A 14,607-nucleotide genomic window follows, 5' to 3' on the forward strand; every position below is an offset into this window, starting at 1 on the left:
CGGCAGCGGCGATTTCCAGGACGAAAACGAACTGATTCTGGTGGGTGCGATGATCGACTCGGCACAGGTGGAGATCTGCGAAGGCTATGCCACCCTCAATCTGTTCCGCGCATCGACCTAATATCGAAAAAATCAATACAATGCCCTGCACCGGATGAAAAAATCAATACCATTGAAAATGGGGTTGATCAATAGTATACTTAAAGAGAACAAAGAGAATGTCGTCTGGGTTGCAGGGCATTTTCCCACCCACAAGAAAGGAAGCAGATAGAAATGAACTTTGTAGATGCTCTGGGCAAAGCCTGCCCAATGCCGGTTATCATGGCAAAAAAAGAGATTGATGCGGGCAATACCGCTTTTGTTGTAGCTGTTGACAACGAGGTTGCTGTTGAGAACCTCAAACGTCTGGCAGAGAGCCAGAACTATCAGGCCAGCGTAGAAAACAAGGATGGCAACTTCCATGTCACCTTCACTGGCGAAGGCGCAGTAGTTGCTGCCGAGGAAACCAAGGACAGCAAACCTGCAAACTGGGCGCTGTTTGTTGGCAAGGACTTCATCGGTGACGGCTCCGAAGAGCTGGGCAATTCGCTGATGACCATGTTCTTCTACACTCTGGCAGAGTCCAACGACCCGCCGCGCTACATCCTGTTCATGAACAGCGGCGTAAAACTTCCAGTTGAAAACGATCAGGTTGTTGAACACCTGAAAACATTGCAGGACAAAGGTTCCGAGATTCTGGTCTGCGGCACCTGCCTGAAATTCTTTAACATCGCTGACAGCTTGAAGATCGGCACCGTTTCCAACATGTACGACATCAGCGAGCGTATGCACGCTGCAGACAAGGTAATCACCCTGTAAAAAGGGCAGCAAAAAAAGGGGAGCAATTTGCTCCCCTTTTTTTATTGCTTACAAGGTCAGTCGATAGCGTTTACCTTTGTCGGTGGTTTCGTAGGCGGCAAAGCCAAGGCTCTGGAACATCCGCTGGGAACCGATGTTGTCGTGGTAGATTTCATCCACCAGCAGCTCCTTCCAGCCCAATGCTCTGGCGCGCTCGATGAGCGCTCCCACCACACGGCGGCCGATCTGCTTTCCGCGCAGGTTCTTTTCTCCTACCACGATGGGCAGATCGTCCTGCCAGAAGGTGACGTCTCCAATGGGTCGATAGCCTTCCCCATCCTTGATTTCGATGAAGTACAGTCCCCCATGTTCATTGAGGTAGCGGTACATCCGGTCGAGCTTTGCGCGGTCATACGGCTCGTCCACTCCATCGACGAGGTGAACCGTCTCGATATCCTGATACCAGTCAAAGGCAAAAGCATAGTTGCCGTCAAATTTTCGCAGCCGCAGCTCTCCGTCTACCGGCAAAATCTCCGGCTGCTCTATTCCCTGCATTGGCATTATTCTTCCCTTCCTTCCCGATCAAAACATTCCACCATCAGGCTGGCGGCATAACGGAAACCCTGTTCAAAAGCCTCCACCCCTGTTTTTTCTGCAATCAAAGTGTAATCGTCCACCACGCGCAGGAGCAGCTTTCGCTGCATGGGAGTCAGATCCGCTTTCAGAAGCTGCATATTTGCGCGGATGCGCTCCTCTTCCTCCTGTACCGGACAGGTAATTTTGGGAGGGACGGACAGCAGTTCCCAAATTCGTTTCGTCATGACAGTCCCCCCTTTGTTCGATCATTCTGACCGTTTGCGCAGTTTTTCCACCGCCTCCTGACTGAACAGATAATTCCTCTTGCCTGCGCTGCGAAATTCTTCCGGTTCAAACTTCATCGTCGCTGCAATCCTCAGAACATAACTTGGTGTCAGCTGGAGCATCTGGGCAACCTCCGCGGTGGTAAATACAGTTCGCACGTCCGACATACGACATCAGCCTGCTTTCTTTCTATTATAGCAAGTCGGACGTATGACGTCAAGATTTACCCGCCGCACAACGAGGAAAAGACAACGCCCAGCACACCCGAAAGCAGCGCCACACTACCTCCCAGCAGATAAAACAGCACAAATTTTGCCGTATAGATGCCGATATTGCCGCTCGGCGCCGGCAGAGTTTCGGTGGTGGAGCTCGGCAGCAGCTGCACAAAAAAGCGCACCGAAAACCGCAGCGATTCCGACGCTGCTGCCGAAAGCAGGAGCACCGTCAGCAGCGCTTCGGGCAGCAGCACCAACAGATAGTACAGCACCGCTCCCTGCTCGCTGCTGGAATAGGAATACACTCCCATCACACCAAATCCCAACCCGCGCAGGAACAGAACCGCCAGCACCACCGGCTGAAAGACAGCGCCCAGCCCACACAAAAACAAAAGCAACAGCAGCACAGCATTGCCCGCAAAGCAGCTCATCACCCGCGACAGAAAGGCAGTGGAACCGCTCGGTTCTGCCAACGACTGCGCAAGCGACGTCAGCACGCCCGCCGAGGGATTGCCCGCAATCGAGCAGCCGGCTGCCACTCCCAGCACAAAGATGGCTGTCAGCAACAGCTGCACCCTGTTTTTTCCCAGCTCGTGCCGCACATACCGACCCGCATATCCTTTTTTTCTCGCCGGTGCTTTGACCATGTCTGTCCAACTCCTTTGCAGTTCCTTTTTTTGTACCATGGTATGCAGCCAGACAGGCAGTTATGTGCAAAACAAGCACGGGAATCTCCTTTCGGAGATTCCCGTGCTTGTTTTATTTCTATCTTCGGTTTTGATTAGTCTTCCATATCAGCCAGAGCAGCTTTGATCATGATGGAGCATTCCAGACGTTTTTTCTCCAGTTCACATGCCAGCTTGTATGGCTTCTTGATTGCACCGGCATACTCGAGGTTGTTGGCGTTGCATCCGCCGCTGCAATAGAATTTTGCCCAGCAGGTCTTGCACTCCGGTTTGGTGTAGACGGTGGTCTTTGCAAACGAATCCTTGATTTCGGTGTTGAGTGACTGGTCAAGGACGCTGCCCATGATCCACTCCGGTTTGCCGACAAACTGGTGGCAAGGATAAACATCGCCTTCCGGTGTAACCGAAACGTACTCGTTGCCGCAGCCGCAGCCACGCAGACGTTTGATGGCACATGGACCCTGATCGAGGTCGATCATGAAGTGGAAGAAGTTGAAGAACTCGCCGTTCTTGCGTTTTTCGATGATGATTTTTGCCAGCTTTTCGTACTCAGCAAATACTTCCGGCAGATCCTCCTCGGTCAGCGCATAGTCAAGCTTTGGATCGGTGACAACAGGCTCGATCGAAATCTGGTCGAAACCTTTTTCAAAGAAGTGCAGCACGTCCTCGGAAAAATCCTTGTTGCGTTTGGTGAAGGTGCCGCGGACATAGTACTGACCGTCGCCTCTTGCCTTAACCAGCTTCTGGAATTTCGGCAGGATCTGGTCGTAGCAGCCGGTGCCGTCCACATGGAAACGCATGTAGTCGTTGACCTCTTTGCGTCCGTCGATGGACAGAACGACGTTGTACATCTCCTTGTTGATGAAGTCGATCTTGTCGTCGCTCAGCAGCAGACCATTGGTGGTGATGGTGAAGCGGAAGTTTTTGTTGTACTCCTTCTCCTTGGAGCGGGCATAGTTGACAACCTCTTTGACCACGTCAAAGTTCATCAGCGGTTCGCCGCCGAAGAAGTCCATCTCCAGGTTGTGGCGGTCGCCGGAATATTTGAGCAGGTAGTCGATTGCCATTTTGCCGACCTCTGCGCTCATCAGTTTGCGCTCGCCGCCAAAGTCGCCCTGTGCAGCAAAACAGTATTTGCAGCGCAGGTTGCAGTCATGCGCAACGTTGAGGCACATTGCCTTGATCGGCGCAGAAACCATCATATCCGCAAACTGCTCATAGTCGTCGCTGGTGAACAGCTGGCCGTTGTCGTACATCTCGTAGATTTCGCCGTAGGCCTCCTCCAGCTGCTGACGGGAGTAGCGGGATTCCAGTCCAGCAAAGAGCTGTGCCGGATAGGTCTTGTCCAGTTTTTCGGTGGCATTGGCTTCGAGGGAAGCTGCCAGGAAGGACGCATCGAGCAGGCGAATCATGTCGTAAACCATCTCATCGACAACATGGACTGCGCCGCTGTTGATGTCCATCACGATGTTGTATCCATTCAACTGAAAGCTATGGATCATGGGAGTTTTTCTCCTTTCGTCAATTACACATTTTTGCAGGAAAGATTTCATCCCGCAAAGCTCCCTTATACAGACAAAACGATAGGGACAGCAAAGCTGCCCCTATCGAATCAGGTTCATCTTAATGCAAACTTATTTAGCGTGTTCGCATTTCTGGTTAGCAACGGTGCAGGAAGTCTTGCAAGCAGACTGGCAGGAAGCCTGGCACTCGCCGCAGCCGCCTTTAGCAGCGGTCTCTTTCAGGTTAGCCTTATTTAAAGTTTTTACGTGTTTCATGTAACAACATTCCTTTCAAAAATTACTGTACTTTTGCTGTTACCACATTATAGCACATCTTTTCGATTCTTTCAAGCCCCTAATCCTGTTTCATTTCCAAAGCAGGCGCATCATTTTCGCGCGGCCAGGTCAGCGTGAAGATACTGCCCAGGCCCTCGGTGCTTTCCAGACCGATCTGAACGCCCAGATAGGCTGCTCCGTGCTTGACGATGGACAGTCCCAGTCCGGTGCCACCGATCTGTTTGGAGTGGCTCTTGTCCACGCGGTAGAAGCGCTCAAATACACGGCGCTGATCCACCGCTGAGATGCCGATGCCGGTGTCGCGCACCTGCACCAGTGCCTTCTGCGAGGAACCGACCACCGCCACCTCCACCTTTCCGTTTGGACGGTTGTATTTGATGGCGTTGTCGCACAGGTTATAAATAACCTCGTCGGCAATTTTGCGCACAGTGGAAACAATCGTCGACTGTCCGGCCACCTGAAAATCAATTCCCTTGGATTCTGCTGCCGACTGCAAGCGCTTTGCAATCTCCTGACAGAGGGAATACAGATCCACTGCCTCCTTTTCATAGGGCAGGGTGTCCTCGTCCAGCTGGGAAATCTTGATGATATCGCCCACCAGTGCAATCAGGCGCTGGGATTCCTCGAAAATTTTGCCGGCAAACTGCGGAATATCCTCGGGACGCACAAAGCCGTCCTTGATGATTTCAGCAAAACCGGAGATGGAGGTCAGCGGCGTTTTCAGCTCATGCGAAACGTTGGCGGTAAATTCGCGGCGGAGCGTTTCGCTCTGTTTTTGCTGGGTGATATCCACAAACAGCAGAACACCGCCCTCTACCTTTCCATCGGTGACCACCGGATTTGCGCTCATCTGATAGTAGCTGCCGTCCAGCTCCAGCACCGTTTCCGCACGCTTTCCCTTGAGGACAGCATCCACTGTACGGCAGAACGGTTCGGTACGGTTGAGGGTCAGCACATTCTCCCGATGCGCACCGACAAAAATCTGCAGTTCCGGCTTGACGCCCAGCAGCTTGAGCGCACTGTGGTTGGTCGAAAGGATCTCTCCTCCGCTGTCGATCAGCAGCAGCCCTTCCTGCATATAGTCGGTAATCATCTGGAATTCTTCCTGTTTCTGCTTGGCTGCCAGCAGCTGTTCCCGAATGGTTCGCTGCTGCCAGCTGATTTTGGTCAGCAGCGGCGCCAGCTCGTCATAGGATTCATTGTTTTCCGGATGCTCCAGATCCAACTGGTTGAGCGGTTCAACAATCTTGTGGGAAATATGCGCAGCAAACAGGCCCACCACCATCAGAATGGAAAAGGTAATCCATAAAAATGGCTGGACCATTCCGCTCATCACGGCAACAATGGTGTACTGTGTGCTGGAAACACGCAGAATCTTGCCGTCGTCCAGACGCAGCGCATAGTAGACCGTCTGTTTTTGGAAGGTGTCCGAATTACGGACCGTTTTGGAAGAACCGGTCAGCATTGCCTGGCGAATCTCCTCGCGGTCAGCGTGGTTATCCAGCGTCTTTGGGTCAAAGAAATTATCAAACAGTACGGTGCCGTTGGTGTCAATCAGCGTCACTCGCTCGGAGCTTTCCGGCAGATCCTCCAGCACCTGTGTCCCATAATTTTCCAGCGATACCGCCAGATATTCTGCCTCATTTTTCAGCTCCTTGGACAGCTGACCGTCAAAGTAGCTGTACAGCACCGTAAAGGCAATCGACATTCCCGCCAGACAGGCCACAAAGGAAATCCCCAGCACTGCACGAAAGATTCGCTTGGTCATCATGCTTTTTCTCCACCGATCTTGTATCCGATGCCGCGCACCGTTTCGATGTAATTGCCTGCCGGACCCAGCTTCTGACGCAGTGTTCGGATATGAACATCGACGGTACGGCTCTCTCCGTCAAAACCATAGCCCCAGATCTCATCGAGCAGCTGGGCACGGGTAAAGACGATCCCCTGGCGAGAGATCAGCAAACTCAGCAGCTCAAATTCTTTGAGGGTGAGCACTACTTCGTTCCCGTCCACCTGAACAATGTGGCGAACAGGGTTCACGTAGAGATTGCCCACACGATATTCCTCCTGCCGATCGTTGTCCGCTCCGCTGCGGCGCAGCAGAGCACGGATGCGGGAGAGCAGCTCCATCATCCGAAACGGCTTTGGAATATAGTCGTCAGCACCGATGTCCAGTCCGCGCACAATGTCATACTCACTGCCCTTGGCAGTCAGCATGATCACCGGCAGACGCTTGGTGGTCGGTGTGGCGCGCAGTTTTTGCAAAATGGAAAAGCCGTCCTCTTCGGGCAGCATGATATCCAGCAGTACCAGAGAGGGCGTCTTTTCGTGGACAGCAGTCCAGAACTCACTGGGCGTACCAAAGCCCTGTGCCTGCATGTTTTGTCCATTGAGTGTGTAGATAATAAGTTCGCGGATGCTCTCATCATCTTCCAGCACATAAATCATGTTTCATCACCTCGTTGCTATTGTATCACAAATCCTGGTGATGTTCATCACTTTTATGCACACCGGTGATAGAATATTGCACCCATTCAGCCAGATTGACTGCATGGTCACCGATTCTTTCAAAATATTTTGCGATCATCAGCAGATCCAGAATCGCTTCCGGATTGTCATCCTCCTCTTTTAGCGAGGCAAGCAATTCTTTTCTCACCTGAATAAACAGGCTGTCAACGGTATCGTCGTCACGGATTACCTTTTGCGCAGTCTCCATATCTGCACGAACGAAGGCATCAATGCTTTCTGTTACCATCATAACAGCTGCTTTTGCCATCTTGGTGATGTGCAGTTTGCCCTGTGCTACGGTGGAAGCGACATAACCGGTCAGCTCGGCAACATCCGCTGCCTGGTCACCGATACGCTCCATATCCGAGATCATCTTGAGTGCTGCGGAGATGACACGCAGATCTTTTGCCACCGGCTGCTGCTGCAAGAGCATTCTCATGCAGCGGGATTCGATGTCATGTTCCAGCTCATCAATGTCGTGTTCGAGCGAAAATACCCGCTCTGTCGAAACGGTATTGTCTCCGTCCAGAACCTTTGCAGCAATCGAAATGGCTTCCTCGCACATGCTTCCCATGCGGATCAGCTCGATATTGAGCTGGCGCAGCTGCTCGTCAAATTTCGTTCTCATCGTTTAACCAAACCTTCCTGTAATATAATCTTCGGTGCGTTTATCCTTTGGCATCGAGAAAATCTGCTCGGTTTCTCCGTATTCGATCATATTGCCCAACAGGAAAAATGCGGTTTTGTCCGAAATTCGCGCTGCCTGCTGCATGTTGTGGGTAACCATGATGATGGTGTACTCCTTTTTCAGCTCGGCTGCCAGCTCCTCGATTTTGGAGGTGGAAATCGGGTCAAGCGCGCTGGTAGGTTCGTCCATCAGCAGAACCTTTGGCTCTACTGCCAGTGCACGGGCGATGCAAAGACGCTGCTGCTGACCGCCGGAAAGTCCCAGTGCACTCTTGTGCAGACGGTCTTTGACCTCGTCCCAGATGGCTGCGCCTCTCAGCGAGTTCTCGACGATCTCGTCCAGACGTGCTTTGGCGCGGATGCCCTGCAGACGCGGACCATAAGCGATATTGTCGTACACCGACATCGGGAATGGATTCGGCTTCTGGAATACCATGCCGACTTCCTTTCTCAGCCAGGTGGTGTCAACCTGCGGGTCGTAAATATCCTGTCCGTCATAAAGAACCTTGCCTTCGATGCGTACACCTTCGACCAGGTCGTTCATGCGGTTGAGTGTCTTTAAAAAGGTAGATTTACCGCAGCCGGAAGGACCGATCAATGCGGTGATCTGATGTTCAGGCAGTTCCATGTTGATATCGTAGAGCGCCTGATTTGTATTGTACCAGAGATTGAGTCCCTGTGCTGCCATAATGGTAGACATTGATGACCAAACCTTTCTCTATCGTGTCAGATTATTTGTTTTTAAGTCTCTTGCCGGTAAAGTTTGCCGCCAGATTGATGACCAGTGTCAGCAGCATCAGGATGGTGGCGATTGCAAAGGCGATAGCGGTTTCTCCGCGCTCGTTGGCGTAGACATACAGCGCAACGGTCAGTGTTGCGGAGGAGGACTGCAGCGACTCTGCAAATCCGTTGAGCACCAGACCAAAACCTGCGGTGAACAAGAGCGCTGCCGATTCGCCGACGATACGGCCGATGGCCAGAATGCAGCCGGTGACGATACCGTCGATGGCATTTGGCAGAACAACGGTGCGAATCATGTGCCATTTGCCGGCGCCCAGACCCAGCGCACCCTCACGATAGGACTGCGGAACGGTCTTTAAGCTCTCCTGTGTGGTGCGAACGATGGTTGGAAGAATCATGACAACCAGTGTCAGACCACCTGCCAGGATACCCTGTTTTAATCCCATTACCTGAATGAAGAACAGCATACCAACCAGGCCGAAGATAATCGACGGGATGCCGGTGAGGATCTCGGTGGCAAACTCGATGATGGCAACCAGCTTACGGTTGGAGGCATACTCGGTCAGATAGATCGCCGCGCCTACTCCCAGCGGCAGCACGATAATCATCGAAAGAAAGATGATGTAAAGGGTGTTGAGGATATTTGGAAGGATGCCGATGGTATCATTGATGTAGCTGCTCTGGGTGCTCAGCAGCTCCCAGCTGATGTTTCCCACACCGCGATAAAAGATATATCCGATCAGGAACACCAGCAGCGCACAGGTCAGACCCGCGCACAGATACATCAGTATCTTCAGGGTACGGTCATAGACCCTGCGTCGAAATGCAAGCTCTTTCATGAATTAGGCTCCTTCTTTCTTATTCTTGATAAATACATTGAGGAAAACGTTGATCAGCATGATGAACAAAAACAGCACCAAACCGATGGAGAACAGTGCGTTTCTCTGCAGAGAACCGACCGAAGCGTAGGACATCTCGGAAGCGATCGCTGTGGTCAGGAATCGTACCGATTCAAACAGTCCAGGCATATTTGCTACGTTACCGGAAACCATGATGATCGCCATTGCTTCACCGATGGCACGACCGACACCCAATACAACAGCGGTAGCAACACCACTGCGTGCTGCAGGCAGGCTGACCTTGAAGATGGTCTCAATCTTGGTAGCTCCCAGTGCCAGAGATGCTTCTTCATATTCCTTCGGAACCGCATTGAGCGCAGTTTCGGATACGTTGATGATCGAAGGCAGGATCATAATTGCCAGTACAACGATTGCTGCCAGCAAACATGCACCGGACGAAAGTCCAAACAGATCGCGGATTGCAGGAACCAGTACGATCATACCAACCAGACCATAGACAACCGACGGGATACCCGCCAGAAGCTCTACTGCGGCGTGGATCAGTGCAGCAATTTTAGGTGGTGCCGATTTGGACAGATAGATTGCAGTCATCAGGCCAACCGGTACACCTACGATGACGGCGCCTGCTGTGCCGTAGACCGAAGTGAGGATGAACGGCAGAATACCGTATGCCGGATCGGTCTTATTGGTTGGTGCCCAGGTCTGTCCAAACAGGAAATCGATCAGACCGATTTCTTTGATTGCCGGCAAACCGGAGATAATCAGGTAGATGCTGATCAACAGAACAAAGGCAACGGCTACTGTACCACACAAGAGGAAGATGGCGTGCATCGCCATCTCCATCATTTCTCTTGCATGTTTGTGCCTCTGATTGTTTGTTCTGGATTGATTTTCTGCGTTCTTAACTGCTCCTTCTTTGCGATAAGGAATGTTTAAAATTTCTTGATCCTGCATAAATCATGCTCCTTAAACTCTCAGGGGATCGTTTTGCTGTGGATTCTCTTATTCAGCTACCGGAACTGCACCAGCGCTGCGGATCAGGTCATCAGCTGCATCGGAGGTTGCAAAGTCCATGAATGCCTGTGCTGCTTCGCTCAGTTCGGTTGCGGAGTTGGTTACGACTACGAATGGTCTCTGAACCTGATAGCTGCCGTCCTGTACGGTTTCCTCGGTGCAAGCTACACCGCCGACGGTGACAGCTTTGATGCCTTCCTGACCTTCCACTGCGGACAGAGATGCATAACCGATTGCATTTGGGTTACCTTTTACTGCTTCGATAACTGCGCCGGTGGAGGTCAGTTCCTGGCTGAGCAGGCAGGTATCTTCGGTGCCGGTGATCGACTCAAAACCATCTCTTGTACCGGAACCAGCTTCACGGCCGATGCAAGCTACTTCGCCGTCGTTGCCGCCGACGCTGCTCCAGTTAGCACCTTCGGTGGTGAACAGCTGTGCGATCTGCTCTACGCTCAGGTCTTCAACAGGGTTTTCTGCGTTGACGATGATTGCGATACCATCCAGTGCAACGGTGGTGCCTTCCAGACCTTCTGCGGTTTCTTCATCCTTCAGTGCTCTGGAGGAAAGTCCCAGATCAGCAGAGCCGGTCTTTGCAGCCTCGATACCTGTACCGGAACCAGTTGGGTCGTAGGTTACAGTGACGTTCGGGTTATCTGCCATAAACTGTTCAGACAGAACACCGATTACTTTTTCCATCGAAGTGGAACCGTTGGTAGAAACGCTGCCGGAAAGTTCTGCGGTGGTTTCTTCTTCTGGTTTTTCTTCATCGGATTCTGTGGTGGTTTCTTCAGTTGTTGTTGTGTTTTCTTCGGTTGTTGTTTCTGTGCTGCCGGTAGAACCGCAAGCAGCCATGCTCATTACCATCATTCCTGCAAGAATCATTGCTAATACTTTTTTCATTTCAAATTCTCCTTACTTACCTGTATGTTTTCTTTTCTTTATTTCCTTCAGGCTGACTATAGTATAAAATGATCAGGTAAAATCTAAAATCGCTGTTTTGTAAAAGCTATGTAAAGTGTCAATTTTTGCCTCTCTTTTTTGGAAGTTATTCCGAACCCCTTGACTTCTGCTCAGAGGATGCTATAATGTGTATATACACGATTTGATTGTTTATCGGAAAGAAGGCGTCGTTATGACCGATCAACTGGATCGCTGCCACTGCGGAGGAAGCAACTGCTTCTGTGCCAATATTAAAAGAGCAGAAAGTAAAATTACTTCCATTTATAATCATCATCTTGAAAAAGCCGGCATCACCCGCGGACAGTATGCGCTGCTGGTACATATCGACGAGAATCCCTGCATCAGTGTCAGCCACCTGGCTGAGCTTGTCGGACTGGAGAGAACCACCCTGGTGCGCAACCTCAAGCCGCTGGAACAGAGGGGACTAATCTGTGACACTGCCTGCAAAGGACGCAGCCGCAGTTTGGAACTGACTTCGACCGGTAAAGAGGTATTGGCACGCGCCAGAGTTTACTGGCAGCAGGCACAGGACGAGATGACCGAAGCACTGGGGCCGGAGATGATCGAACAGTTTTTCCGTCTGGTCGACCACATTTTGCAGCTTTAAACCGGCTGCCGGTTTTGCATCATCGTGTATATACACTGTTCTGTGTAAACGATCACATTTCCTATAGCAAGAAACTGCTGTGTAAAAGCAGAGGAGATACATTGTCATTTAACCAAAGAAAGGATGATTGGACTTTGAACGAAACCAAACATGTCAAAATCAATATTCAGGGAATGACCTGTGCGGCTTGTTCTGCTTCGGTGGAGCGAGCACTGCGCCGCGCCGACGGCGTTGTACAGGTAGCGGTCAATCTGGCGACCAACAGTGCCACCGTTTTGTGTGACCCATCGGTCAGCGAAGAATCGCTGGTGGAAATCGTCAACAAGACCGGCTTTGTGGGCAGCCTTGCCGATGTCGATGACGTCAGCGTCGCTATCACCCACACCATCAGCAAACGCCGTCTGATTGTTGCGCTCATCTGCGGCGCCGTGGTATTATATATAGGAATGTCGCACATGCTGCCGGTACGTCTGCCGCTGCCAGCCATCATCGACGACCGTGTACATCCGCTTAACTTTGCGCTGATTCAGCTGGTGTTCACCATTCCGGTGCTCATCTGCGGACGCAACTTCTTCATCAACGGCATGAAGAATCTGCTCAAACGCCATCCCAACATGGACTCGCTGGTGATGATCGGCACCACCACCGCCTTCCTGTACAGCCTGTACAACACCTTCACTATCATTCAGGGCAACGAACACGGCGCACATAATCTTTACTTTGAGTCGGCAGCGGTGGTTGTCGCGCTGGTGCTGCTGGGTAAATTCCTCGAGGAAAACAGCAAAAACTCCGCCAAACAGGCGATCAATTCGCTGGTGTCGATGATTCCAAACACCGCCATCCTCCTCAAAGACGGACAGGAGGTGGAGGTTCCTGCCAAGCAGGTTCGGGTCAAAAATATCGTCGTCGTCAAACCTGGCGCACGCATTCCGGTCGATGGTACCGTCCTCTCCGGTCAAGCATCGGTGGATGAGTCGATGCTCACCGGTGAAAGCCTGCCTGTCTATAAAGAGGTAGGTTCCCACGTTTCCGGCGGCACCATCTGCAAGGATGGTCTGCTCCAGATCGAAGCGACCGGTGTCGGCGGAAACACTGCCATCTCGCAGGTACTGCGCCTGGTCACCGAAGCACAGGAACGCAAAGCCCCGGCTGCACGTCTCGCCGACAAAATTTCGGGCATCTTTGTCCCGACCGTCGTTTCCATCGCAGTGATTACCTCGCTGCTGTGGGCGCTCGCCGGCAAGGACATTGCCTTTGTGCTCAACAACTTTGTAGCGGTGCTGGTCGTCGCCTGTCCGTGTGCACTGGGACTGGCAACACCGATTGCTGTCATCGCCGGCACCGGACGAGGCGCCAACCTGGGCATCCTCTACCGCGGCGGCGATGTTGTCGAAACTGCTGCCAGCGTCAATACCGTCATCTTTGATAAGACCGGCACCATCACCTACGGCAAGCTGCAGACTTCTTCGATTGTTCCGGTGGACGGCGTCAGCCAGGAAGAGCTGCTCTCGCTGTGTGCCTGCGCTGAATCCGGCTCGGAGCACCCGATTGCCGCTGCCATCCTCGACCGCGCACAGCAGATGCAGCTGGAAATCACCCGTCCCGATTCCACCCAGTCGATTCCTGGACGCGGCATCATCGCCCAGCGCGGAGAACATACCATCGTCGCCGGTACAATGGCGCTGATGGAGCTGGGGAAAATCGTCATTCCTGACAATGCGAACACGACCGTCCCAGAGGGCTGCACCGCCATCTATCTGGCACAGGATGGCAGATACCTCGGTATGCTCGCCCTGTCCGACACCATCCGTCCCGACGCCAGAGAAGCGATTGCCCAGCTCAATGCCATGGGCATCGAAACGGTCATGATTACCGGCGACAACGAGGGCGCTGCAAAACTGATCGCCAAGGAAGCGGGCATCACCTCGGTAAAGGCACAGGTGCTGCCACAGGATAAACATCAGGCAGTGGAGGACTTCAAGAAAGCAGGACGCATCGTCGCCATGGTCGGCGACGGTATCAACGATGCACCGGCGCTGGCAGGCGCCAATGTCGGCATCGCACTGTCCTCCGGCACCGATGTGGCAGCAGAATCCGCCGGCATCATCCTGATGCGCGAGGACCTGCACGCCGTCGTCGATTCGCTCAAACTCTCCCGCAAGACAATGCAGATTATTCGCCAGAACCTGTTCTGGGCGTTTATCTATAACATGATCGGTATTCCGATCGCAGCCGGACTGCTGGTGCTGTTCGGAGGCCCTGCTTTTTCGCCGGTATTCGGCGGCGCTGCCATGGCTTTCTCCTCTGTATCGGTCGTTTCCAACTCGCTGCGTCTGACCCGCTACCAGCCCAACCGGTAGACCGGTCATTTCATCCTATCTTTTCTCATTTTATAAGGAGGCTTTTTGTATGGAAATCAAATTTGTCACCGAAGGTATGGCTTGCTCCAAATGCGAGGCAAGAGTTCGTGAAAAACTGTCTGCAATGGCAGGCGTCAGCTCGGTGAGCGCAAATGCTGCTGACGGTTCGGTTGTTGTCACCGGCGAAGGTCTGGACCGCGATGCACTGGCCCAGGCAATCGAGGACCTCGGTTTTGACGTCATCGAATAAATCATCATTTTAAATAGAGCGGCGGGAAAGTCTCCCGTCGCTCTATTTTTGTCTATGAATGTACAAATCGTGCTGCCTGCCGGACGGAGATTTTCTCTCCGCTGCAAAGCAGTGATTCACACGGAAGAGTTCTTAACTTCCAGCAACGTTCCGAAGAAACCAGTGCTCCCAACAGCTGCATCGGGTCGATTTCCCCTTCCTCCAACAACGGCAGACAGTCCG

At 52.3% G+C, this 14,607-nt stretch carries 17 protein-coding genes; 4 read left to right on the forward strand and 13 right to left on the reverse strand.

The window, feature by feature from the left end; genetic code table 11:
* Positions 1-273 precede the first annotated feature (273 nt).
* A complete protein-coding gene (yedF, locus tag Q0L39_RS07215; protein WP_296627933.1) occupies positions 274-858 on the forward strand; it encodes a sulfurtransferase-like selenium metabolism protein YedF in 585 nt (194 codons plus the stop codon).
* Between the two features lie 48 nt (positions 859-906).
* Here yedF and Q0L39_RS07220 read toward each other — a convergent pair whose 3' ends face one another.
* The 13 genes from Q0L39_RS07220 to Q0L39_RS07280 all read right to left on the reverse strand — a co-directional run bounded on the left by Q0L39_RS07220 (position 907) and on the right by Q0L39_RS07280 (position 11,108).
* Positions 907-1,398: a GNAT family N-acetyltransferase gene (locus tag Q0L39_RS07220; protein WP_296627934.1), complete on the reverse strand. Its 492-nt coding sequence runs from the start codon at positions 1,396-1,398 to the stop codon at positions 907-909.
* A complete protein-coding gene (locus Q0L39_RS07225; protein WP_296627936.1) occupies positions 1,398-1,658 on the reverse strand; it encodes a DUF6809 family protein in 261 nt (86 codons plus the stop codon). Before Q0L39_RS07225 ends, Q0L39_RS07220 begins: the two co-directional genes overlap by 1 nt.
* Before the next feature lie 21 nt (positions 1,659-1,679).
* Complete coding sequence (locus Q0L39_RS07230; protein ID WP_296627938.1) at positions 1,680-1,865, reverse strand: AraC family transcriptional regulator; 186 nt, start codon at positions 1,863-1,865, stop codon at positions 1,680-1,682.
* Between the two features lie 56 nt (positions 1,866-1,921).
* Positions 1,922-2,560: a stage II sporulation protein M gene (locus tag Q0L39_RS07235; RefSeq protein ID WP_296627939.1), complete on the reverse strand. Its 639-nt coding sequence runs from the start codon at positions 2,558-2,560 to the stop codon at positions 1,922-1,924.
* Between the two features lie 134 nt (positions 2,561-2,694).
* A complete protein-coding gene (gene scfB / locus Q0L39_RS07240) occupies positions 2,695-4,101 on the reverse strand; it encodes a thioether cross-link-forming SCIFF peptide maturase (RefSeq protein WP_296627941.1) in 1,407 nt (468 codons plus the stop codon).
* A 132-nt stretch (positions 4,102-4,233) separates the two neighbouring features.
* Complete coding sequence (gene scfA, locus Q0L39_RS07245) at positions 4,234-4,377, reverse strand: six-cysteine ranthipeptide SCIFF (protein ID WP_022117453.1); 144 nt, start codon at positions 4,375-4,377, stop codon at positions 4,234-4,236.
* 79 nt (positions 4,378-4,456) lie between these two features.
* Positions 4,457-6,169, reverse strand: a complete 1,713-nt coding sequence (locus Q0L39_RS07250) for an ATP-binding protein (protein ID WP_296627947.1) — start codon at positions 6,167-6,169, stop codon at positions 4,457-4,459.
* Positions 6,166-6,846, reverse strand: a complete 681-nt coding sequence (locus Q0L39_RS07255; protein ID WP_296627948.1) for a response regulator transcription factor — start codon at positions 6,844-6,846, stop codon at positions 6,166-6,168. The genes Q0L39_RS07250 and Q0L39_RS07255 overlap by 4 nt, the downstream gene beginning before the upstream one ends.
* A 25-nt stretch (positions 6,847-6,871) precedes the next feature.
* On the reverse strand, positions 6,872-7,534 hold the full coding sequence (gene phoU / locus Q0L39_RS07260) for a phosphate signaling complex protein PhoU (RefSeq protein ID WP_296627950.1): 663 nt from the start codon (positions 7,532-7,534) through the stop codon (positions 6,872-6,874).
* 3 nt (positions 7,535-7,537) lie between these two features.
* Positions 7,538-8,293, reverse strand: a complete 756-nt coding sequence (gene pstB, locus Q0L39_RS07265; protein WP_296627952.1) for a phosphate ABC transporter ATP-binding protein PstB — start codon at positions 8,291-8,293, stop codon at positions 7,538-7,540.
* A gap of 31 nt (positions 8,294-8,324) precedes the next feature.
* Entirely contained in the window at positions 8,325-9,173 is an 849-nt protein-coding gene (gene pstA, locus Q0L39_RS07270) for a phosphate ABC transporter permease PstA (protein WP_296627954.1), read from the reverse strand.
* A gap of 3 nt (positions 9,174-9,176) precedes the next feature.
* On the reverse strand, positions 9,177-10,040 hold the full coding sequence (gene pstC, locus Q0L39_RS07275; RefSeq protein ID WP_296627963.1) for a phosphate ABC transporter permease subunit PstC: 864 nt from the start codon (positions 10,038-10,040) through the stop codon (positions 9,177-9,179).
* A gap of 156 nt (positions 10,041-10,196) precedes the next feature.
* Positions 10,197-11,108: a phosphate ABC transporter substrate-binding protein gene (locus tag Q0L39_RS07280; RefSeq protein ID WP_296627955.1), complete on the reverse strand. Its 912-nt coding sequence runs from the start codon at positions 11,106-11,108 to the stop codon at positions 10,197-10,199.
* Between the two features lie 232 nt (positions 11,109-11,340).
* Between Q0L39_RS07280 and Q0L39_RS07285 the strand changes: the two genes are divergently transcribed.
* The 3 genes from Q0L39_RS07285 (at position 11,341) to Q0L39_RS07295 (ending at position 14,385) form a co-directional block, all read left to right on the forward strand.
* A complete protein-coding gene (locus tag Q0L39_RS07285; protein ID WP_296627957.1) occupies positions 11,341-11,775 on the forward strand; it encodes a MarR family winged helix-turn-helix transcriptional regulator in 435 nt (144 codons plus the stop codon).
* Positions 11,776-11,909: 134 nt separating this feature from the next.
* On the forward strand, positions 11,910-14,135 hold the full coding sequence (locus Q0L39_RS07290) for a heavy metal translocating P-type ATPase (RefSeq protein WP_296627959.1): 2,226 nt from the start codon (positions 11,910-11,912) through the stop codon (positions 14,133-14,135).
* Positions 14,136-14,184: 49 nt separating this feature from the next.
* Positions 14,185-14,385 carry a heavy metal-associated domain-containing protein gene (locus Q0L39_RS07295; protein ID WP_296627961.1) on the forward strand — a complete coding sequence of 67 codons (201 nt, stop codon included), beginning with the start codon at positions 14,185-14,187 and terminating at the stop codon, positions 14,383-14,385.
* The last annotated feature ends 222 nt before the right edge of the window (positions 14,386-14,607 follow it).

This window comes from uncultured Negativibacillus sp., assembly GCF_944388365.1.
In the GTDB taxonomy this organism is placed as follows: Bacteria; Bacillota; Clostridia; order Oscillospirales; family Ruminococcaceae; genus Negativibacillus.

Coding starts and splice junctions, on each gene's coding strand:
- Q0L39_RS07295 (WP_296627961.1), top strand. CDS start 14,185: ATGGAAATCAAATTTGTCACCGAAGGTATGGCTTGCTCCAAATGCGAG.
- scfA (WP_022117453.1), bottom strand. CDS start 4,377: ATGAAACACGTAAAAACTTTAAATAAGGCTAACCTGAAAGAGACCGCT.
- Q0L39_RS07250 (WP_296627947.1), bottom strand. CDS start 6,169: ATGATGACCAAGCGAATCTTTCGTGCAGTGCTGGGGATTTCCTTTGTG.
- scfB (WP_296627941.1), bottom strand. CDS start 4,101: ATGATCCATAGCTTTCAGTTGAATGGATACAACATCGTGATGGACATC.
- yedF (WP_296627933.1), top strand. CDS start 274: ATGAACTTTGTAGATGCTCTGGGCAAAGCCTGCCCAATGCCGGTTATC.
- Q0L39_RS07220 (WP_296627934.1), bottom strand. CDS start 1,398: ATGCCAATGCAGGGAATAGAGCAGCCGGAGATTTTGCCGGTAGACGGA.
- pstB (WP_296627952.1), bottom strand. CDS start 8,293: ATGTCTACCATTATGGCAGCACAGGGACTCAATCTCTGGTACAATACA.
- Q0L39_RS07280 (WP_296627955.1), bottom strand. CDS start 11,108: ATGAAAAAAGTATTAGCAATGATTCTTGCAGGAATGATGGTAATGAGC.
- Q0L39_RS07255 (WP_296627948.1), bottom strand. CDS start 6,846: ATGATTTATGTGCTGGAAGATGATGAGAGCATCCGCGAACTTATTATC.
- phoU (WP_296627950.1), bottom strand. CDS start 7,534: ATGAGAACGAAATTTGACGAGCAGCTGCGCCAGCTCAATATCGAGCTG.
- Q0L39_RS07230 (WP_296627938.1), bottom strand. CDS start 1,865: ATGTCGGACGTGCGAACTGTATTTACCACCGCGGAGGTTGCCCAGATG.
- pstC (WP_296627963.1), bottom strand. CDS start 10,040: ATGATGGAGATGGCGATGCACGCCATCTTCCTCTTGTGTGGTACAGTA.
- Q0L39_RS07235 (WP_296627939.1), bottom strand. CDS start 2,560: ATGGTCAAAGCACCGGCGAGAAAAAAAGGATATGCGGGTCGGTATGTG.
- Q0L39_RS07225 (WP_296627936.1), bottom strand. CDS start 1,658: ATGACGAAACGAATTTGGGAACTGCTGTCCGTCCCTCCCAAAATTACC.
- Q0L39_RS07285 (WP_296627957.1), top strand. CDS start 11,341: ATGACCGATCAACTGGATCGCTGCCACTGCGGAGGAAGCAACTGCTTC.
- pstA (WP_296627954.1), bottom strand. CDS start 9,173: ATGAAAGAGCTTGCATTTCGACGCAGGGTCTATGACCGTACCCTGAAG.